The sequence below is a fragment of the Pseudomonas sp. TH04 genome, from assembly GCF_016651355.1.
GTDB lineage: Bacteria > Pseudomonadota > Gammaproteobacteria > Pseudomonadales > Pseudomonadaceae > Aquipseudomonas > Aquipseudomonas fluorescens.
The window spans coordinates 1011201-1032124 of record NZ_JAEKEA010000001.1; the positions used below are offsets into that span (position 1 = coordinate 1011201).

Here is a 20924-nt window from a genome sequence, read left to right on the forward strand (position 1 = left end):
ATGGCGAAGGCGCTTCCCATGACTCAACGCGTGCTCTCCTCCTGGTTCTGGCTGGTGCTGCTGACCGTACTGATCGGCCTGCCGCGCATCACCCTGGACATGCACCTGCCGGCCTTGCCGGCCATGGCCGATTACTTCCACAGCAGCGACAGCCAACTGCAACTGACCCTCACGCTGTACACCTTGGGCTCGGCGATATCTTTGCTGGTCAGCGGCCCGCTGACGGACCGCTTCGGGCGTCGCCCGATTTTGTTGGTGGGGCTGTTTCTGTATGTGCTCGCCACCGTTGCCTGCGCGCTGGCCAACAGCCTTGAGGTGCTGATCATCGCCCGCCTGTTCCAGGCCCTGGGCGGTTGCTGCACCACGGTGATCGGTCGGGTGATCGTGCGTGATTACTTCGACCGCCATGAGCAGGCGCGCCTGCTGGGCCTGATTTCCATGGCCATGGCCATCTCGCCGATGGCCGCGCCGGTGCTGGGCAGCCTGATGCTGCCGTTTATCAACTGGCGGGGTCTGTTTGTGGTGCTCGGCGTCATCGGCGCGGGGCTGTACCTGGTGGTGTATCGCCGCTTGCCGGAAACCCGTCCGCCGCAAGTCGCTGCAGCGCCGCCAAGCAATCTGCTACGCCTGTACGGCCAGCTTCTGCGCGACCGTTACTTCCTGCGGTATTCCCTGGCCATCGGCTGCGTGTACAGCACCTATTTCCCGTTTATCAGCGAGTCGTCGGCCTTGTTGCAACGGGGCTTCCACCTGTCCACCACGGCCTACGCGCTGGTATTTGCCGCGACGATCAGCGGCTATATGCTCGGGGCGAACCTGTTCCGACGCCTGGTGCTGCGCTTTGAACCCGATGCGTTGATCAGCGCTGCAATCGGCCTGAACGTGCTGGGTAGCCTGCTGCTCGCGGCGGCTACGGCCTTGTTGCCGGCTGATTGGCTGGCCATTGTGCTGCCGATGGTGGTGATCATGGTGTCGGTGGGGATGGTGATTCCCGCCTGCCAGCTCTCGGTACTGCAGCCTTACGGCGCGATTGCCGGGACGGCATCGGGGTTGTTCTTTTTCACCCAGATGTTCCTGACGGCGGTCAGCAGTTGGGCGACCGGGCTGCTGTCGGACGGTACTTCACAACCGCTGGTGATCATGACCCTGGTCGCGAGTGCATTGCTGGTCACCGGCTGGCTGACACTGCGCCCCCCCAAACGTGAAAGCGGGCTTGCTCACGAAAGCGCTGCATCCGTCAGCTCATGAATCGCTGAAAGACCGCCTTCGCAAGCAAACCCGCTCACACTGGGGACCGAGCCAGGCTCAGGTTTAGTGCATGAAGATCGCGATCAGAATAATGACCGGGATCGGCACGCCGAGGAACCACAGAAGTAATGAGCGCATGATGTTCTCCTTGAATTAACGGACAAAGTGTTCGGTTTCGACATACACCACGGCATCCCGACGACGACCGCCGAAGGTAGCGGCGAAGCTGGCGAAGAACGCACCGATCAACAGGGCAATAAAGGTCCACAGCGAGGTGTAGGCAGCCACTTTCGCCGCGGTATCGGCCGCTTGCTTGGCCTTGAGCTTGGCGTCTTCGATGGCTTTACGGGCTTCGCCGTAGACCTTGTCGATCCGCGCTTCGGCGTCGGCCTGGCTGAGGTTGGTGCGCTGGCTGATCAACTGGGCAAGGTAGGCACGGTCTTCCGGTGCCAACTGGCCGTCGTTGCTCAGTGTGCGGGTGAGGATGCGGGCTACCACGCCGTGTACGGCGTCGTCGCTGACGGCGGCTGGGCGGTCATCGCGGAACAGGCTGTCGACGTAATAATCGAAGTCGCCGCTGTTGGCGCCTTTGGCGGCGCTGCCGGCTGCCTGGCTCATGCCGCTGGCGGCGCCCGCTGCTACGCTGGCACCGGCTTTCACGCCACCGCTGACCACGCTGCTCACCGAACCGACTACCAGCACCGCAGTGACCAGCGTCGCAACCGCCCAAGCGAGGAAACCATGGGCGGTGTCGCGAAAGTACACTTCATCGCCGTGCATATTGGCCCACTTCACGCGCAACCGGCCGGCGATATAACCGCCCAGGCCCGAGGCAACGATCTGGGTAAAGGCCAGCCAGATAATGGTGGAAATGCCAAGCCCCTTGGCACTGATACCGCTGTCGGCCCACGGCGACACCGCCGAAAAGCCCAGGCCGAAGCCCAGCAGCACCAGGATCAGGGACAATGCAGCGGCCGCTGCGGCCCCGGCAAAAATCGCCCCCCAGGATACCCCGGAGAGCGAACTCGACTCTTGCAGCGTGGATGAGGATGTGATCATTGTTGTTTTGCTCCCGGCAGGAAAAATAGTGTTACAAGTCTCAAAAGGGACAGTGCAGGCAGCGTGCCAGCCGGCGCATAAATTAAAATCCTTATATTTCAACAAGTTAACTAAATTGAACTTCGTTAAACCATGCAAGTTGCAAGAAATGCGTGTTGAGGGCGGGCGTTATGCAATCTCGCCTCAAACGCGATGCGCGTCGCCGCTGGCTTGCCTCGGCTAGCGGCGTATGAATGACAAAACGGTTGCCGGCCCACCGCCATTGCCGGCAAGCCAACCCCCGCACCGCAGTGGCTCAGCGATTAAATGTGTGGTGGTTTTGCCAACATGAAGTTTAATTTAGGAAACATTCAGCTGGTTCTTGGCAAAATAGCCCCACTTCTAGTGTGAATCGCTCACCAGGTAATCCTATGACCCGTATTTTGACCATCGAGGATGACGCCGTAACGGCCCGCGAGATCGTCGCCGAGCTGAGTAGCCATGGACTGGACGTGGATTGGGTGGACAACGGCCGTGAAGGCCTGGTCCGTGCTGTGAGTGGTGATTACGATCTGATCACCCTCGACCGAATGCTGCCGGAGCTGGATGGCCTGGCCATCGTCACGACCCTGCGCACCATCGGGGTGTCGACGCCGATCCTGATGATCAGCGCCCTCTCCGATGTCGACGAACGTGTGCGGGGTTTGCGTGCCGGCGGAGATGACTACCTGACCAAACCGTTCGCGTCCGACGAAATGGCCGCCCGCGTCGAAGTGCTGCTGCGCCGCAAAAGCACGGTCAAGGAATTCGAAACCGCCTTGCGCGTGGCCGACCTTGAACTGAACCTTATCAGCCGCGAAGCCAGCCGCGCCGAGCAACCGCTGAGCCTGCTGCCGACCGAATACAAACTGCTCGAATTTTTGATGCGCAACACCGGGCAGATTCTCTCGCGGATGATGATTTTCGAGGAAGTCTGGGGTTATCACTTCGACCCGGGCACCAACCTGATTGACGTGCACATCGGTCGCCTGCGCAAAAAAATCGATCCACCGGGCCTCACGCCGTTGATCCGCACGGTACGAGGTTCCGGTTATGTCATTGCTGAACCCCTCTAAGGGCTGGCGCTCCTCCAGCAGCCGCTTGCTGGCGCTTTACAGTTCGCTGTTTGTGGCCTGGAGTTGCATCCTCATGGGGGTGCTGTACTACGAGGTGTCAGGGTACCTCAGCGACTTGTCGCGCCATTCGCTGATGCAGCGCCAGCATTTGTTTCAGCGTTTCGACGGCGAAGAACTGGTGGAAGCCCTGACCACCAGCATGACCTTCGACATGAAGGGCGTGGACGCCTATGGCCTGTTCGATGAGCAATTTCGCCCATTGAGCGGCCCGATCCGCGCCGTGCCACCGGACCTGCCGTTGGACGGCAAGATCCACGCCCTGGCCAATTGCGTCGACTCCGACGACCCGAAACTTCCCAAGGACAGCTGCGACGCCGTGGCCACCCACACCGAAGACGGCCGTTGGCTGGTACTGGTGCGCGCCAACGGCTCGCTGTTCGGCGTCACCCGGATCATCTGGCATGCCCTGCTGTGGGCGCTGTCGCTGACGATTATCCCCGGTGCGGCCGGCTGGCATTTGTTGCGCCGCCGTCCGCTGCGCCGCATTCGCGGGATCCAGGCCAGCGCCGAGGCTATCGTCGCCGGCGACCTGACCCACCGTTTGCCGCTGTCGAACCGGCGTGACGAACTGGACATGCTCGCCGCCATCGTCAACGCCATGCTCGACCGTATCGAGAAGCTGATGAACGAGGTCAAGGGCGTGTGCGACAACATCGCCCATGACCTGCGCACCCCACTGACACGCTTGCGTGCGCAGCTTTACCGCATCAAACAAGAGGCTGAGCAAGATTCGGACTACGCGGTGAAACTTGACGATGCGATTGCCGAAACCGACACCCTGATGGCGCGCTTCCGGGGCCTGCTGCGGATCTCGGAGCTGGAAGACCACCAGCGCCGCTCAGGCTTCCTGGTCATGGACCCGTTGCCGCTGCTGCGCGAGCTGCATGACTTCTACCTGCCGCTGGCGGAAGAAGGCGAATTGCAGCTGCGGCTCGAAGTGCCCGAGTCACTGCCATGGATCACCGGCGACCGCGCGTTGCTGTTCGAAGCCCTGGCCAACCTGTTGAGCAACTCGATCAAGTTCTCGCCACCGGGCGGTGAAGTGATATTGCGCGGGGTTAACGACAGCGGCAGCACGCGCATCGAAGTACACGATACCGGCCCGGGCATTCCAGCGGCGGAACGCAATGCGGTGTTCCAGCGCTTCTATCGCGTGGATGAAGGCGACCAGCAAGGCGGGTTTGGTCTGGGCTTGTCGATTGTCGCGGCGATCATCAACTTGCACGGGTTCAAGCTGGAAGTCGGCAGCAGCCAGAGCGGCGGCGCTCGGTTGGTGTTGGAGTGTCGGCAGCAGCTGATGCCCGAATAACCCAACTGCCACAAACCCCGGTGGGAGCTGGCCTGCCTGCGATGGCAATCTGTCAGGCGACTTTTTCATTGCCTGACACTCCGCTATCGCAGGCAAGCCAGCTCCCACAGGGAACTTGCGATGCCTGTTGGATCAGGCCGGGTAGTTAGCGCGCAGCGCCTCAAGCCCGCCGCTGTAAACACCGGCAAACAAGGCCTCCACCTGCGCATCCGTGGTCCCGGCAGCCGGGGTGAACACACCGGACCAGGTCACTTTCGCCGACGCCTCGGTCAACGCCTCAACCTGCAGGGTCGCCAGGTAAGCACTGACCGGAAACGGCGACTGCTCAATGGTGTAGCTGTAGGTGCGCGCCACGTTATCAAAGCTCTGCATACGCTCGACCACCACACCGCCATCGGCGGTTTCCAGGTGGCGCAAACGCCCGCCTTCACTCGCCTCACTCTTGACGATCAAGGGCAGCCAATCCGGCAGCGCGTTAAAGCCACCCACCAATTGCCAAACCTGATCGGCCGAGACCGGAATTTCAATCACAGAAGAAGCTGTCGCCACGATAAATACTCCAGAAAAAATAACAGGTCAGATCGCCATGCTGTCGACAACACCACCGTCGACCCGCAACGCGGCACCGGTGGTCGCCGATGACAGGGGTGAAGCAATGTACGCCACCAGGTTGGCCACTTCATCCACATTTGCCGCACGCTGGATGATCGAGGTAGGCCGCGCATTGCGCACAAAGACATCCGCCTCGTCCCGCGCGCTGCGCCCGGACTTGGCCGTGGCGTCCTTGAGCATATGCTCCAGGCCGTCGGTAAAGGTCGGCCCCGGCAGCACCGCGTTGACGGTCACGCCCGTACCCGCCAGACGTTTGGCCAGGCCGTGGGAGACGGCCAAATTGGCACTTTTGGTCACGCCGTAGTTGATCATGTCCGCCGGTGTCGCCACGCCGGACTCCGACGACAGGAAGATCACCCGCCCCCAGCCCTGCTCGACCATACCCGGCACATAATGGCGCGCCAGGCGCACGCCGGCGATCACATTGACCTCGTAGAAGCGCGTCCACTCGCTGTCCGGCGCCTCAAAGAAATCCACGTCGTTGAAGATGCCCAGGTTGTTGACCAGGATGTCGGCGCGCGGTTCAGCGGCGAACAGTGTCGCGGCACCCTGCGCCGTACCCAGATCTGCCACCCACCCGCGCAGGTCAGCCGCCGGGACCGCCTGGCGAATGCTTGCCAGGGCGGCATCGACCTTGCCCGCTTCACGCCCGATCACCACCACGGTTGCGCCGGACGCTGCCAGCGCCTGGCTGATGCCCAGGCCAATGCCTGCGGTACTGCCGCTGACGATGGCTACTTTGCCGCTCACATCGATGTTCATATCAGACTCCTGAAATTAAAGTGGCAACGGCGCACGGGCCGAGATCAAGCCGGCATCGCGCAGCGCCTGCCAGAAGGCCGCCGGAATCTTCTCTGACAACGCGGCGACGTCTTCGGCAATCCGCCCCGGACGACTGGCACCCGGAATCACCGCGGCCACTGCCGGGTGGGCCAGGCAAAATTGCAGGGCGGCTGCTTTCACGCTGACGCCAAACGCCTGGGCAATCGCCTTGATCTGCTCGACGGTGTGGCAGATCGCCCAGCTCGAAGAACGCTTGGGCCTGACCCTGTTCGAACGCAGCCAGCAACACATTCGGCTGACCCGCGATGGCCAGACCTTTCTTGCCGAAACCAAGGCGCTGCTGACCCATGCCAATCGCCTGGAATCGTTGGGCAAGCGCCTGGGCCGCGGCGAAGAAGGTGGCCTGTGCATCGGCCACATCGAAAACGCCATGCACGCCGGCGTGCTGCCCAATGCCCGGCGTGTACTGAGGGACGCCCGGCCGATGATTTCGTCGCCGCCTGCATCCGCGCCGGTTTCACGCCGCAAGTCCCCATGGAAGCCAGCGAGCCGTTTACTGCACTCGGCCTGGTAGCCTCGGGATTGGGCGTGGCCCTGGTGCAAACAGGCCTGAGCCGCAATGCGCCACCCGGTGTGGTGTTGCGTGAATTGCCCCGGCGGACCTACACCACCCCGCTGTGGGCGGCATGGCATCGGATCAACCTGCGGCCCTTGGTCGAAACCTTCCGCAAGGTGCTCACCGAACCTGAAGCCTGACGATAAATGTGGGAGCGGGCTTGCTCGCGAAGGCGCTGAAGCAGTCACCGAATGCAGCGCCTGGCACCCTGCTGTCGCGAACAAGCCCGCTCCCACATTCAGACTGCCGCGCGTCAGCTGACCCACTCGCGCAGCCGGAACCACAACATCCCCAACGCCAACAGCGGCGAACGCAAAGCCTTGCCGCCCGGGAAGGTCATGTGCGGCACCTGGCTGAAAATATCCAGGCCCTGGCTGTGGCCGGCATGAATGGCTTCGGCTAAAAGCTTCGCGCACCAATGCGTTACGTTGAGCCCATGCCCGGAGTAGCCTTGGGCATAGAACACATTCGGGTATTGCTGGAGCCGCCCGACCTGAGGAAAACGGTTGGCGGTGATGCCAATTTTGCCGCCCCACTGGAACTCGATGGGCGTGTTTGCCAACTGCGGAAACACCTTGAGCAGTTTCGGTTGCATATAGGCGGCGATGTCCGCCGGGTCACGCCCCGAGTAATGGCAGGCACCGCCGAACAACAGGCGCCGATCAGCGGAAAGCCGGTAGTAATCCAGGCCGACTTTCTGGTCGCACAGCGCAAAGTTTTGCGGGATCAATTGCTTGGCCAACGCCTCGGATAACGGTGCGGTGGCGATGATGTAACTGCCCGCCGGCAGGACTTTGCCGCTCAAGCGCGGCTCCAACTCGTCCAAATGTGCATTGCACGCCAGCACCAGGCTGGCGGCGCGCACCGTGCCACCGGCGCAACGCACCTGCACCGTGTCGCCGTGGATCAGCTCCAGCACCTGGGTGTGCTCGAAAATCCGCACCCCGAGGGACTCGGCCACCTGCGCCTCGCCCAGCACCAGGTTCAGCGGATGCAAGTGCCCGGAGCCCATGTCGATCAGGCCACCGGCATAAGCCGCCGAGCCGACGACCTGTGACATCGCCTGCGGGCCGACCAGACGGGTTTGATGGGCATACCCCATCGCCGCCAGGCTGTCCTGCTCGCCTTTGAACGCAGCGAACTGCGCCGGGGTATTGGCCAATTCGCAAAAGCCCCAGCGCAGGTCGCAATTGATGGCGTGTTCGCGGATACGCTCGCCCACCAGCGCGACTGAATCAATTCCAGCTCGCTCCAGGTAACGAACGCCCTCCTCGCCGACAAATTTGGCAAACCCCGACACATCATGGCCGATACCGCGAATCAACTGCCCGCCATTGCGTCCGCTGGCGCCCCAGCCAATGCGCCGGGCCTCCAGCAGGATCACCGAGAGCCCGCGCTGGGCCAGCTCAATGGCGGTGTTGACGCCGGTGAAACCACCGCCGATCACGCAGACATCGGCGCTCAGGTCGGTGCCCAGCGACGGACGCTCAGGCATGGCATTGGCCGAAGCCAGGTAATAGGACTGGGCGTGGTCGCTGGCGTGCTTCATTTGTTGGTCTTCACTTTGCTCCAGGCGCGGGTCATCAGGCGCATGGTCGCCGGGGTCGGCGTGGTGGAAATATAGAGTTTGTCGAGCACTTCCTGAGACGGGTACACCTCAGGGTTGTTCACCAGTTCCGGCGCCATAAAGGGCTTGGCCGCCGGGTTGGCGTTGGCATAACCGACCGAGGCACTGACCTTGGCGATTACCTCAGGGTCGAGCAGGTAGTTGATAAAGGCGTGGGCTTCTTTCGGGTTGCCGGCGTCGGCGGGAATGGCCAGCAGGTCGAACCACAGGTTGGAGCCTTCCTTGGGAATCGCGTACGCGATATTCACGCCGTTCTTGGCTTCCTTGGCGCGGTTGGCGGCCTGAAAAACGTCGCCGGAATAACCGAAGGCCACACAGATATCACCGTTGGCCAAGTCCGAAATGTACTTGGAGGAGTGGAAATAGGTGATGTACGGCCGCAGCGTCAACAGCTTGGCCTCAGCCTGTTTGTAATCCTCGGGGTTCTCGCTGCGCGGGTCTTTGCCCATGTAGTTGAGGATCGCCGGGAACAGCTCGTCCGCCGAATCGAGGAAGGCCACGCCGCACTCGTGCAGCTTCTTGATGTTCTCGGGTTCGAACAGCACCGCCCACGAATCGATGTGGTCTACGCCGAGCACCTGCTTGACCTTGTCGACGTTATAGCCGATGCCGTTGGTGCCCCACAGGTAGGGCACCGAGTGGGCGTTGCCCGGATCGTTTTTCTCCAGCAGCTTGAGCAACTTGGGGTCGAGGTTCTTGAAGTTCGGCAACTGCGAGCGGTCCAGCTTGAGGAACGCGCCGGCTTTCACCTGGCGCGCCAGAAAGTGGTTGGACGGCACCACCACGTCGTAGCCGGTGCGCCCCGCGAGCAGCTTGCCTTCCAGGGTTTCGTTGGAGTCGAACACGTCATAGATGACCTTGATCCCGGTCTTGGCCTGGAAATCGGCCAGGGTGGTCTCGCCGATATAATCGGTCCAGTTGTAGACGCTGACCGTCGGCGCGGCCTGGCTTGCACTGCTGAACGCCGCCACCAGTGCCAGTGGGAGAAGCTTTTTCACAAGACGCATATCGACACCCCTTTGAGTTTTTTTAGACGCTCAACAGCAGGAACTCACGCTCCCAGGAACTGATCACCCGCTTGAAATTTTCGTGCTCGGCGCGTTTGACCGCGACGTAGCCGCGCACGAACTTATCGCCCAGGTACTGCTTGACCGTGTCGCAATCTTCCATGCGCGCCAGCGCATCTTCGAGGGTGAACGGCAGGCGCAGGTTGCGGCGTTCATAGGCGCGGCCTTCCACCGGCGCGCTCGGCTCGATCTGTTCGATCATGCCCAGGTAACCACACAGCAAGCTGGCGGCAATCGCCAGATAGGGGTTGGCATCCGCGCCCGGCAGGCGGTTTTCCACGCGCATCGCGTCGGGGCTGGAAGTCGGCACGCGCAGGCCGACGGTGCGGTTTTCTTCGCCCCACTCGACATTGACCGGCGCCGAGGTGTCCGGCAGAAAGCGGCGGAACGAGTTCACATTGGGAGCGAACATCGGCAGCAGCTTAGGGATGTACTTTTGCAGGCCGCCGATGTGGTGCAAAAACAGTTGGCTCATCTTGCCGTCGGCGTCGACAAATACCGGCTTGCCCGTGGCAATGTCCACCACGCTCTGGTGCAAGTGCATGGCGCTGCCCGGTTCGTCGGCGACGGGCTTGGCCATGAAGGTGGCCGCCACGTTGTGCTTGAGCGCAGCCTCGCGCAGGGTGCGTTTGAACACGGTGATCTGGTCGGCCAGATCCAGGGCGTCACCGTGGCGGAAGTTGATTTCCATCTGCGCCGGGCCGTCCTCGTGGATCAGCGTGTCGAGGTCCAGGCCCTGGAGCTCGCACCAGTCGTAGACGTCTTCGAACAGTGGATCGAATTCGTTGGCGGCGTCGATGGAAAACGACTGGCGTCCGGTTTCCGCGCGGCCGGAACGGCCCACCGGGGTTTTCAGCGGCAGGTCGGGGTCTTCGCAGCGCTGGGTCAGGTAGAACTCCATTTCCGGCGCGACAATCGGCTGCCAGCCTTGGTCGGTATAAAGCTGCAGGACTTTTTTCAGCACATTGCGCGGCGACAGCTCGATGGGATTGCCCTGCTTGTCGAAGGTGTCGTGGATCACGATGGCCGTAGGCTCGATGGCCCATGGCACCACGTACGTGGCGTTGGACACCGGGCGGCAGATCATGTCGATGTCGGCCGGGTCGAGCAGGTCGTAGTAGATATCGTCGTCGACAAAGTCCCCGGTCACCGTTTGCAGCAACACACTTTCCGGCAGGCGCATGCCTCGCTCATGCAGGAACTTGTTGGTGGGCGCAATCTTGCCGCGTGCGATGCCAGTCAAATCACTGATCACGCATTCGACTTCGGTAATCTTGTGTTCTTTCAGCCAGGCGGACAGCTGATCGAAGGGGGCGTTCATAAGGACCTCGTCATGGGTTGGATGCGGCGTCGGCTTGTACTCTCGGCGCATTGAGGTCTATCTTGATGCCGCCGCACGTCGGCATCTATCCACTTTGCACGAACCATAACGCACCAATAGAGTGCGCCCAGGTTACCCATGACACAGGCAACAGCTTTGCGCGTACAGGCCTTCACCACCGGTGATGTGGCCGCTCAATGCAGTGCGACACCCGGTTGGGTGCAGCAGTACCAGCAGATGTCCCCGGGGCATTTTGCCGGGCATATCCGCTACCTCGACCTGCAAGGCGTGCAGGTGTACGAAGAGTGCATGAACACGCGCGTGGAACAGCACTTCAACGCCCCGCCGGGCGCGCTGGCGTTCTGTTTCGATGGCAGCGACAACGCGCTGTACATGCTCAATGGCGAAAGCCGCAACACCTGGATCACCCCGGAAAATTACCGTGAAGTGGCCGTCGTGTTCGGCCCGCAGTTCGTCCAGCGCCATGGGCTCGACGTGGCAAAACTGGAAGGGTTGTTCATGGCACCGCTGACGTGCCAGCAAAACGCGCTGTTCACGCGCTGGCTCAGCGGCACACTGACACGGTTGTCCGCCACGCTCGACCCGATCAGCCGCGACACCCTCACCCAACAGTTACTCGACGATTGCCTGTTCATTCTCGACAACGCGTGCGTGTGCCTGGACCGTAGCTCGTTACAGCGTCGCAGTGCAGAACGCCAGTTGATGGCGCGCATCGGCGAGTGGGCGGCGGATGCACCGGACGAAACCGTCAACTTGCTCGAACTGGCGCAGATTGCCGGCGTGCCGCTGCGTCACTTGCAGCAAGGGTTCAAGACCTACACCGGCATGAGCCCGGCGCAGTGGTTGCGCTTGCGGCGTTTGAACGGCGCCCGCCGCGAACTGCTCAACGCCACCGACACCACCGTGGCCGAAGTGGCGATGAACTGGTCGTTCTGGCATTTGGGGCGGTTTTCCAACAGCTATCGGGCGTTGTTCAAGGAACTGCCCAGCGAGACCCTCAAGCGCCACGCTTGAAACACCGTCAACCGGTGGCCGAGCCGGCGCTTTGCATCTTGTAAAACCTCACACATACCCCTAGCTTATGCGCCCCCCTGCCCTGCGCTTTAAGGCCCTGCCCCCATGGTTTTGCGTTTTCGCCCCGTCGTCACGTCACGTTTTGCCCTTGGTTTGCTGCTCAGTGGCGGTATCGGTAGCAGCCCGGCGGCTGACATAGAACTGCCGGCGGTACAGGTCCAGGGCCAGGAAGAATCCGGCTACCGCACGGACACCGCTTCGGTCGGCGGCTTCAATGAGGCCCCGCTGCTGGACACGCCGGCATCGATCACGGTGATTAACGCCGCGCTGATCAAGGACCAACAAGCGCGCCTGCTCAGTGAAGTGCTGCGCAACGATGCCTCGGTGGGCGACAGCTATGCGCCCATCGGCTACTACGAAAACTTTGTAGTGCGCGGCTTCTCGCTGAATGCCGCGAGCAGCTACAAGATCAACGGGCGCACCATCACCGGCGAACAGAACGTCGCCCTGGAAAACAAGCAGCAGGTGGAAGTGCTCAAGGGCCTGGCCGGTCTGCAAAGCGGGATTTCCGAACCCAGCGGCGTGATCAACTACGTGACCAAACGCCCGGAGGATGTACGTTCGGTGACGGTGGCCACCGATGACCGTGGCAGTGGCTATATCGCCACCGATGTCGGCGGCTGGTTTGGCAGCGAGCAGCAGTTCGGCCTGCGCGCCAACGTCGCCCATGAAGACCTCAACGCCTATGTGGAACATGCCAATGGCCAGCGCGATTTTGTGTCCCTGGCCTTCGACTGGAACATCAGCCCCGACGCGCTGCTGCAACTGGATGCGGAATACCAGACCAAGCAACAGCGCTCGGTGCCGGGTTATCAACTGTTGGGCGGCACGCAGGTGCCGCATGACGCCTCGCCAAAAAAACTGTTGGGGCACCAGAGTGGTTCCCACCCGGTCGGTATCGACGCGTTGAACCTCAACGGCAAGTTTGAGTACCGCTTCAGCGACCAGTGGAAAGGCAGTGTGAGCGCGGCGCGCAGCAAGGTGGTAATTGATGACTACAGTTCGTTTGCCTGGGGTGGCGACACTCAGGGCGTCGGCAATTACTTCAGCCCCGAAGGCAACTACGACATCTACGACTACCGCAGCCCCGATGACACCCGCCGCGACGATGAAGTCCAGGCGGCCATGACCGGGCTGTTCGACACTGCAGGCCTGGGCCATGAGTTGACCTTCGGCACCAGTGCGTTTCGCCGGGTGATCGACAAACGTAAGTCAGTCAATGAGTGGATCGGCAGCGGCAATATCTATGAGGATGCGCCCACCTTCACGCCTACCGATAAACCCCTGAACGACAGCCACCGCAACCTCGACAGCCGCCAATACGGGCTGTTCGTCACCGACCGCATCCGTTTCAACGAGCAATGGCAGACCATCCTCGGCGGTCGCGAAGTGCGCCTGGATGAAAAAGCTTTCGATGAGAATGGCAACGTATCACGCCACACCCAGCAATACGTGTTCCTGCCTCAAGCCTCGTTAATCTACACACCCGTGGAAAATATCTCGCTGTACACCCGCTACAGCAAGGGGCTTTCGCTGGGCGGCACTGCGCCGTGGTTCGCCACTAACAGCGGGGTCACCCTGGCACCGACTGTCTCGCGGCAAATCGAAGCCGGTGTTAAATATGACTGGCGCCGCATCAGCTTCGCCGCCGCCGTATTCCAGACGCGCCAGGCTTATCAGTACGCCAGGCCCGCAGGCGACACCTTCACCTACGTGCAACAAGGCGAACAAAAAAACACTGGCCTGGAACTGTCCGCCAACGGCTGGGCCACCGACCGCCTGCAAATCGCAACCAGCGTGGCGGCGATTCGCGCGCGGGTGAACAACAGTGGCACGCCAGATTATGAAGGTCACCAGGCGATCAATGTGCCCACACTGCGCGCCAGTGTGTACGCCGACTACGCGTTGCCATGGATGAATGGTTTAGCGCTGCTCGGCGGCGTGCAATACAGCGCCAGGAAATACGCCAACCGCAGCGGCAATGTGGAGGTCGGCGATTACGCAGTGGTCAATGTCGGCAGCCGTTACACCACTAAAATCGACGGTTATGAAACGGTGTTTCGCCTGAGCGTCGACAACCTGTTCGACAAGCGCTATTGGCGCGATGCAGGCGAGTACATGGGCGATGACTATCTGTTCCAGGGCGCACCGTTGACGGCGCGGCTGAGTGCTTCGGTCAACTTCTGAACACCCGCGGCGTTGCCATCCACAGCGCCGCCACGCCGCAGATCAACAGACTCCAGCCAAGGTTCTGGGCCCAGGCCACCAGGGTCAGTCCCGCGCCGATGACCAGGTAATACAGCAAGCCGAATACCGCGGCGGCGCTGCCAAGGCGGTCGGCATAACGTACAAGCGCGGCCCCGAGCACATTAGGAATCGCCATGCCGAATGCCAGCACCACAAGCAACATCGGCCCTACGAACAACCAGCTGTCTTGCAGCAGCAAGACCAGCAAGCCACCCAACACCGCTAATCCGGCGGCGGTCAGTACCAACTGATCACCGTTCATGCCACGGTTGAGCAACCGCTTGTTCAGCCAGGCCCCGAGCCCAGACCCCAGCGCCAGCAGCACGCCGCTGTAACCAAACTCAGCGGCGGACAACCCCAGTTGTGAAAAGATAAACGGGCCCACGCTGTAATAGCCGAACAACGCGATATTGAACGCCGCCACCAACCCGACCGAGCGCCAAATCGCTGCGTCCCTGAGCATCAGGTTCAGAGTCTCGAGCAGCGATGCCGTCGGCAATGACACTGGACGTGTTTCAGGCAGGGCCCAGACGCACCAGCCCCATAATGCCAATGCCAGCAGCAACAAGCCCGTGAGCATGCCGCGATAACCAAAGTGCTGCACCAGGGTCGCGCCGCTGAACAAACCAAGCGCCGGGCTGGCAGCAAGGGCAACGCCCATTATGGAAAACACTTGGGCCAATTGCGCACCATGGAAACGGTCGCGCAAGATCGTCTGCGTCGCCACCGAGCCTACTGCCGCGCCAAACGCGGCCAGGGCCTGGGCCAGTAACAAAGCATTGAACGTGCTTACACCCAAGGCCAGCGCTGTGGCGCCAATATATAAGGCCAGCCCGGCCAACATCACCGGTCGACGCCCCCAGCGATCGCACAACCGGCCCCACACCACCACCCCGAACGCGAACGCCAGGAAATACACCGAAAGGGTCTGCCCTGCCCGTTCAGGCCCAACCGCAAACGCCCGACCGATATCACCCAGGGCCGGGCTGTAAAGCGTTTGGGCCAGTTGCGGAAACATCAGCAACACCACCGCCAACACCCCTATTTTTTTTAGGTTCATCAACAACTCACTCGCATAAAACAACGCAAGAAGTTTAAAGACGAGCGACTGGGCTATTATCCTGACTTCGACAACTTATCGATTAAATCGGACAACCTATGGCTTGGCTTGCCGCCGATGCATCCTTCGATCCCGACTGCCTGGCGGCGCCCGTTGTGGGCATCGCCGCGCTGCTCGGCGACCATGACTCCGGCCTGCATCGGCACCAGCGCGGGCAACTATTGTTCACTCGACAAGGGTGCACCCGTATCACCCTGGACAACCAACTGTGCCTGCTGCCGCCCTCCCGTGCGGCGTGGATACCCTGCGGCGTGCCCCATCGCGCGGTGATGCATAAAACAGTGGATTACCGTTCGTTGTACGTGAGCCCGGCATTGGCCGAGCAATTGCCAAACCAGGTACGGGTCATTGAAGTCAGCACCTTGCTGCACGCGGTGCTGGAACCGATGGCGATGGCCCCCTACGAGACCGATTGGCACAGTGGCCGATATGCCCATCTGTTGGCCTTGTGCCTGGACGAAATCCAGGCTGCCGCCGAGCAGCCGATGCTCCTGCCATTGCCGCAGGACAAACGCCTGGCCCCCTTGCTGGCCGACCTCGAAACATTGCCACCCACACTGCAAGACCTGGAAAAGCAAATTGGCGCCAGCACCAAGACCATCGGCCGGATTTTCCTGCGGGAAACCGGCCTGGGCTATCAGCAATGGCGCCAGCAGTGGCGCTTGATGCGAGTCATCGAATTGCTCGCCACGGGACGTAACGTGGGCTACTGCGCCTTCGAACTGGGCTTTGCCAGTGACAGCGCGTTGATCGCCTTCTTCAAACGCATGACCGGCACCACGCCACGCGGGTACTTGAAGACACACTGAACGGCTACTTCAGGCGGTTGGCGCGATGCAGTCTTTGTCGGCGGCGCGGGGGCTGGCAGACCGGGGATATGTACGCGGTCACCCAGGCAAAGGTATCACCCGCAACCGCCGCACCGACTTGTAGGAAAAGCTCGAATAGATCTCTTTGACGCACGGCAAGGTCTGCAACACCTCCCGCGCAAACTCGCCAAACGACTCCAGATCCTTGGCCACTACCTCAAGTAAAAAGTCATAGCGCCCCGACACGTTGTGGCACGCCACGATCTCGGGAATCTCCAGCAATCGTTGCTCAAACGCGCGAGCGATTTCCTGGGTGTGGCTCTCCATCATGATGCTGACAAAGGCCGTCACGCCATACCCCAGCGCCTTGGGCGAGAGGATCGCCTGATAGCCGCTGATCACCCCGCTCTCCTCCAGATTGCGCACCCGTCGCCAGCACGGCGACGTGGTCAAGGCAACACGCTCGGCCAACTCGGCCACGGTCAAGCGGGCATTGCCTTGCAGGGCGTTCAAGAGCGCTTTGTCGGTGCGATCCAGGCTGATGGGCATAGCTTGCCTCTATTCATTATTTTTAGGGGTATTTCATCCCTTAAACCGGGATTTGCGTGCAAATCTTGCAACGTTCATCTGTGGTTATGAGCATAGCATTGTAGGAAATAAGGAGCGTCCGACATGAACAATAAACACAACACATTCGGCTTTTCCACCCGCGCCATCCACCACGGTTATGACCCCAAGGACCATCACGGCGCACTCGTGCCGCCGATCTACCTGTCCGCCACGTTCGCTTTTCCCACGGTCGAATACGGCGCTGCCTGCTTTGCCGGTGAAGCCAGCGGGCATTTCTATACGCGGATTTCCAACCCGACCCTGGCCCTGCTGGAGTCGCGCATGGCGACCCTGGAAAACGGTGAGGCGGCCGTGGCGTTCAGTTCCGGCATGGGCGCGATTGCTGCGACGTTCTGGACCCTGCTGCGCCCAGGCGATGAAGTGATCGTCAGCCAGACCCTCTATGGCTGCACCTTCGCCCTGCTGCACCACGGCATCGGTGAATTCGGTATCAAGGTGCGCCATGTCGACCTCACCGACCTGGCCGCCCTGCGCGCGGCACTCACCCCCGCCACCCGGATGATCTACTGCGAGACCCCGGCCAACCCCAACCTGCGATTGGTGGATATTACCGCCGTGGCCGCACTGGCGCATCAGCAGCCCAACATCACCGTGGTGGTCGACAACACTTACTGCACGCCTTACCTGCAACGCCCCCTGGAACTGGGGGCCGACGTGGTGGTGCACTCGGCCACCAAATACCTCAGCGGCCACGGTGATATCACCGCCGGTATCGCCGTGAGCAATCAGGCCCTGGCGCAACGCATCCGCCTGCAAGGGCTCAAAGACCTGACCGGCGCAGTGATGTCGCCGCAGGACGCGTCACTGTTGATGCGCGGCCTCAAGACGCTGGCCCTGCGCATGGACCGCCATTGCAGCAACGCCCAGGCGGTGGCCGAAGCCTTGCAGGCGCACCCGGCCGTGCAGTGGGTGACCTATCCCGGGCTGCGCTCTTTCGCGCAATACGAATTGGCGGCACGCCAGATGAAACAGTCCGGCGGCATGATTGCCTTTGAACTCAAGGGCGGCATCGAGACCGGTCGGCGCTTCATGAATGCCCTCAGGTTATTCACCCGCGCAGTCAGCCTGGGCGACGCCGAGTCGCTGGCCCAGCACCCCGCCAGCATGACCCATTCCACCTACACCCCGGAAGAACGTGCGCAACACGATATCAGCGAGGGGCTGGTGCGGTTGTCGGTCGGGCTTGAGGACGTCGCCGACCTGCTGGCAGACATCCATCAGGCGCTGGCCAAATGCAGCCGCACTGCGCCACGTCGGGCTTTGAGCGACGAGCACGCCATGAAATAAGGCCTGGGTTTGATGTAAGCCTTTCTCACAAACGGTGGTCGGACTGGTCTGACCGCCGTTATGCGTTTTTAATCTGATTTTTTGCAGATTGGATCCCCATCCTTTTGTCAGGCTGTACTAGCATAGGTGATCGGCGGGCGCGTTATCACTGTAGGTTATTCAGCCTGGTTACCTGCTTGGACCCCGTCGTTATAAGGCTGAGTACCCGCATTCGAAACTCATGGACGAACTGATGAACTCACACCTGTTCCCCCATATAGGCAAAGTCATCGCCAGCACCGGCAGCCGCCATTTCCCACGCATGCTGCATGACCTGATCCTTACTCAACTGGCAGTGGACGCCACCCATATCACCCAATTGCGGGTGAGTGCAGAGGGGCAAACGCGACGCCGGATCAGCCCGGTCTACACCGACTCGGTCGCGGCCTTGGGCGCAGAGCAACCCGCCGCACAACTGCACCTCACACGCCGCAAGGACGATGTGCGCTACGTGCTGTCGGTGTATCGCTCGCATCAGTCCGAGAGCTTTTCGGCGCAGGAACGCAACATGCTGCAGGACTTCTCCACGCTGTTGCTGCCCATGGTCGAGAAACACATCACCGCCATCCAGCCCGGCCGCCCCTGCAACGATGCAGCGGAGCCGGAAAAACCAGGCATCGAAACCCTGCGCCGGCGCATCGAAGAACGCCTGCTGCACTCGGGCCTGAGCTTGTCCAAGCGTGAACTTGAGGTGTGCGTAGGCCTGCTGGCCGGGCGCACGGCACCGGAGTTGGCAGAGCAATTGACGTTGAAGGTCAACACCATCGAGAGCTACCTCAAACGCGCGGCGATCAAGCTGGGGATCAGCGGGCGGCACTCGTTGTTGCGGTGGATGTACGCCACCGAAGAAGGGCTGCCCCCGCCGCTCTGACGCAGTGCAAAACCCGCTGGGAGCCGGCTTGCCGGCTCCCACACTGGATAGCGGCTGCTTGAGCGCAATCAGTCCCTTGCAAGCGCCTCAATCGGGTCCAACCGCGCCGCGTTCCTGGCGGGTACAAAGCCAAACACGATCCCGATCATCGTCGAACAGGCAAAGGCGGTGACGATAGATCCCAGGGAAAACACCATCTCCCACTCCTTCACAAACAACGAAAACAGATAGCCGATCGCGAACGACAGCGAGATACCGATCATCCCGCCGATCAGGCAGACCATCACCGCCTCCACCAGAAACTGTTGGCGGATGTCCGACTGCCGTGCGCCCACGGCCATGCGTATACCAATTTCACGGGTGCGCTCGGTGACCGACACCAGCATGATGTTCATCACCCCGATACCGCCCACCAGCAACGAAATCACTGCGATCAGCGACAACAGCAGCGCCAGGGAGCGGCTGGTTTTCTGCACGGTCTGCATGATGCTGTCGAGGTTATTGGTGAAAAAATCCTTGGTGCCATGGCGTTGCAGCATGAGTTTATTGACGTTGTCTTCCACCACCTTGCTCGGCTGGCCGTCCTTGATGCGCACGGTGATGCTGTCCAGATGACGCTGCCCCAACAATCGCCCCGCCGCCGTCTCATAAGGGACCCACACGTTGAGCGCCTTGCTCGCGGCAAACATGTTTTTGTTATCAGCCGTCACACCGATCACCGTGCACGGCAAGTTGCCCACCAGGATCACCTGGCCCAGCGGGTCAACGTTTGGCCCGAACAGACGGTGCCGGGTGTTGTGGTCGATCACCACCACCTGGGCCTGGCGTCGCGCGTCGCTTTCGCTGAAGGCGATGCCGGCTTCGAGCTTCAGGCCTTTGACGTTGAAGTAACGGTCGCTGACCCCATTCACCTGCGCGTCCACGTCGATATTGCCGAAACGCAGCAGCAGGTTGCGGCCGACCACCGGCGTGGCGCTGTCGACGTAGTACAGTTGGTTCAACGCCTCCACATCCGACGGCATCAGTGTCTCGATGGCCGAGGCGCGGCTGTCACCGAAACTGGTGCCGGAAAAGATGTCGATGGTGTTGCTGCCAATGGCCTGGATGTCCTTGAGCACATAGCGCTTGGCACCTTCGCCGATGGCCGAAATCGACACCACCGAGGTGATGCCGATGACGATGCCGAGCATGGTCAGCAAGGTGCGCATGCGGTGGGAGATCAGCGCCACCCAGGCCATGTTGAACGCTTCCTTGAACAACCCCAGGCTCGCCACCAAACGTCGGGCGCCGCTGCGCGTGGACTCGATCGGGGCTTCGCTGGGCAGCGCCAGGCCGACACGGTCATTGGCCTGGTCGCTGACAATCTCACCGTCGCACACTTCGACAATGCGCTGGGCATTCGCCGCCACGTTTGGGTCATGGGTGACGATAATCACCGTGTGCCCGGCGGCGTGCAGTTCAGCCAGGATACGCATCACCTCCTTGCCGCTGTGGGTATCGAGTGCGCCGGTGGGTTCGTCGGCGAGAATCACCTCGCCGCCGTTCATCAACGCCCGCGCGATACTCACCCGTTGCTGCTGCCCGCCCGACAGCTGGCTGGGCCGGTGGGTGGTGTGCCCGGCGAGGCCCAGGCGCGTGAGCAATTCCCGCGCCCGGCTGTGGCGTTGGGTCTGCGGTGTGCCGGCGTAGATCGCCGGCATTTCAACGTTATGCAACGCACTCAGGTGCGCGAGCAAATGGTAGCGCTGGAAGATAAAACCGAAGTAGTCGCGGCGCAGCTCCGCCAACTGCTCATCGCCCAGCGAGCGCGTTTCGATACCCTTGATTTTGTAGCTGCCGGCGGTGGCGTAATCCAGGCCGCCGAGGATGTTCATCAGGGTCGACTTGCCCGAGCCCGAGGCGCCGATGATCGCCAGCATTTCCCCGGCATGAATGCTCAGGTCGATGCCTTTGAGCGCAATGAACTCACGCTCGCCGGCCATGAACGTACGGGTGATGCCCTTGAGTTCCAACAGTGGCTGGGTCATGCG

At 61.4% G+C, this 20924-nt stretch carries 17 protein-coding genes and 2 pseudogenes; 9 read left to right on the forward strand and 10 right to left on the reverse strand.

The annotated features are described in order from the left end of the window. The first annotated feature begins 18 nt into the window (after nt 1–18). Complete coding sequence (locus tag JFT85_RS04460) at nt 19–1248, forward strand: multidrug effflux MFS transporter (RefSeq protein ID WP_201229322.1); 1230 nt, start codon at nt 19–21, stop codon at nt 1246–1248. A 153-nt stretch (nt 1249–1401) separates the two neighbouring features. Here the strand turns inward: JFT85_RS04460 and JFT85_RS04465 are convergent, their stop codons facing one another. After that, complete coding sequence (locus tag JFT85_RS04465) at nt 1402–2307, reverse strand: hypothetical protein (RefSeq protein ID WP_053256471.1); 906 nt, start codon at nt 2305–2307, stop codon at nt 1402–1404. A 410-nt stretch (nt 2308–2717) separates the two neighbouring features. Between JFT85_RS04465 and JFT85_RS04470 the strand changes: the two genes are divergently transcribed. Both JFT85_RS04470 and JFT85_RS04475 read left to right on the forward strand, forming a co-directional pair. After that, on the forward strand, nt 2718–3401 hold the full coding sequence (locus JFT85_RS04470) for a response regulator transcription factor (protein ID WP_003219726.1): 684 nt from the start codon (nt 2718–2720) through the stop codon (nt 3399–3401). Next, nucleotides 3379–4770: a sensor histidine kinase gene (locus JFT85_RS04475; RefSeq protein ID WP_053256472.1), complete on the forward strand. Its 1392-nt coding sequence runs from the start codon at nt 3379–3381 to the stop codon at nt 4768–4770. Before JFT85_RS04470 ends, JFT85_RS04475 begins: the two co-directional genes overlap by 23 nt. Before the next feature lie 132 nt (nt 4771–4902). Here the strand turns inward: JFT85_RS04475 and JFT85_RS04480 are convergent, their stop codons facing one another. The 3 genes and pseudogenes from JFT85_RS04480 to JFT85_RS04490 form a co-directional block, all read right to left on the reverse strand. Then, entirely contained in the window at nt 4903–5319 is a 417-nt protein-coding gene (locus JFT85_RS04480; protein WP_053256473.1) for an SRPBCC family protein, read from the reverse strand. A 27-nt stretch (nt 5320–5346) separates the two neighbouring features. Then, on the reverse strand, nt 5347–6144 hold the full coding sequence (locus JFT85_RS04485) for an SDR family NAD(P)-dependent oxidoreductase (protein ID WP_053256474.1): 798 nt from the start codon (nt 6142–6144) through the stop codon (nt 5347–5349). Between the two features lie 15 nt (nt 6145–6159). Beyond that, nucleotides 6160–6417: pseudogene (locus JFT85_RS04490) on the reverse strand (aldo/keto reductase); the annotation flags it as partial. Between JFT85_RS04490 and JFT85_RS04495 the strand changes: the two are divergent. Then, a pseudogene (locus JFT85_RS04495) lies at nt 6395–6921 on the forward strand (LysR family transcriptional regulator); the annotation flags it as partial. The pseudogenes JFT85_RS04490 and JFT85_RS04495 sit on opposite strands and share 23 nt — an antisense overlap. A gap of 113 nt (nt 6922–7034) precedes the next feature. On the opposite strand, the gene JFT85_RS04500 reads toward JFT85_RS04495, so the two are convergent. From JFT85_RS04500 to JFT85_RS04510, 3 genes are read right to left on the reverse strand one after another with little or no spacing between them, the layout of a single operon-like run. Then, the gene (locus JFT85_RS04500) at nt 7035–8330 is read right to left on the reverse strand and encodes an NAD(P)/FAD-dependent oxidoreductase (RefSeq protein ID WP_201229323.1); all 1296 of its coding nucleotides are present in this window, start codon (nt 8328–8330) and stop codon (nt 7035–7037) included. Continuing rightward, nucleotides 8327–9415: a polyamine ABC transporter substrate-binding protein gene (locus tag JFT85_RS04505; protein ID WP_201229324.1), complete on the reverse strand. Its 1089-nt coding sequence runs from the start codon at nt 9413–9415 to the stop codon at nt 8327–8329. The genes JFT85_RS04500 and JFT85_RS04505 overlap by 4 nt, the downstream gene beginning before the upstream one ends. A 22-nt stretch (nt 9416–9437) precedes the next feature. Beyond that, nucleotides 9438–10796, reverse strand: coding sequence for a glutamine synthetase family protein (locus JFT85_RS04510; RefSeq protein ID WP_053256479.1), 1359 nt, complete (start codon nt 10794–10796; stop codon nt 9438–9440). A 138-nt stretch (nt 10797–10934) separates the two neighbouring features. Between JFT85_RS04510 and JFT85_RS04515 the strand changes: the two genes are divergently transcribed. Continuing rightward, nucleotides 10935–11831 carry a helix-turn-helix domain-containing protein gene (locus tag JFT85_RS04515; RefSeq protein WP_201229325.1) on the forward strand — a complete coding sequence of 299 codons (897 nt, stop codon included), beginning with the start codon at nt 10935–10937 and terminating at the stop codon, nt 11829–11831. A 105-nt stretch (nt 11832–11936) separates the two neighbouring features. Next, a complete protein-coding gene (locus JFT85_RS04520) occupies nt 11937–14078 on the forward strand; it encodes a TonB-dependent siderophore receptor (protein ID WP_201229326.1) in 2142 nt (713 codons plus the stop codon). Here JFT85_RS04520 and JFT85_RS04525 read toward each other — a convergent pair. Beyond that, nucleotides 14068–15198, reverse strand: coding sequence for an MFS transporter (locus tag JFT85_RS04525; protein WP_053256482.1), 1131 nt, complete (start codon nt 15196–15198; stop codon nt 14068–14070). The genes JFT85_RS04520 and JFT85_RS04525 overlap by 11 nt on opposite strands. A gap of 98 nt (nt 15199–15296) precedes the next feature. Here JFT85_RS04525 and JFT85_RS04530 point away from each other — a divergent pair, with 98 nt between their 5' ends. Beyond that, the gene (locus tag JFT85_RS04530; RefSeq protein WP_053256483.1) at nt 15297–16067 is read left to right on the forward strand and encodes an AraC family transcriptional regulator; all 771 of its coding nucleotides are present in this window, start codon (nt 15297–15299) and stop codon (nt 16065–16067) included. Between the two features lie 78 nt (nt 16068–16145). On the opposite strand, the gene JFT85_RS04535 is transcribed toward JFT85_RS04530, so the two are convergent. Beyond that, nucleotides 16146–16616, reverse strand: coding sequence for an Lrp/AsnC family transcriptional regulator (locus JFT85_RS04535; protein WP_053256484.1), 471 nt, complete (start codon nt 16614–16616; stop codon nt 16146–16148). 123 nt (nt 16617–16739) lie between these two features. Between JFT85_RS04535 and JFT85_RS04540 the strand changes: the two genes are divergently transcribed. Both JFT85_RS04540 and JFT85_RS04545 read left to right on the forward strand, forming a co-directional pair. After that, nucleotides 16740–17984 carry a methionine gamma-lyase gene (locus tag JFT85_RS04540; RefSeq protein WP_201229328.1) on the forward strand — a complete coding sequence of 415 codons (1245 nt, stop codon included), beginning with the start codon at nt 16740–16742 and terminating at the stop codon, nt 17982–17984. Nucleotides 17985–18216: 232 nt separating this feature from the next. Beyond that, entirely contained in the window at nt 18217–18894 is a 678-nt protein-coding gene (locus JFT85_RS04545; protein WP_201229329.1) for a response regulator transcription factor, read from the forward strand. Nucleotides 18895–18962: 68 nt separating this feature from the next. On the opposite strand, the gene JFT85_RS04550 is transcribed toward JFT85_RS04545, so the two are convergent. Next, nucleotides 18963–20921, reverse strand: coding sequence for a MacB family efflux pump subunit (locus JFT85_RS04550; protein WP_201229330.1), 1959 nt, complete (start codon nt 20919–20921; stop codon nt 18963–18965). Between the last annotated feature and the right edge of the window lie 3 nt (nt 20922–20924).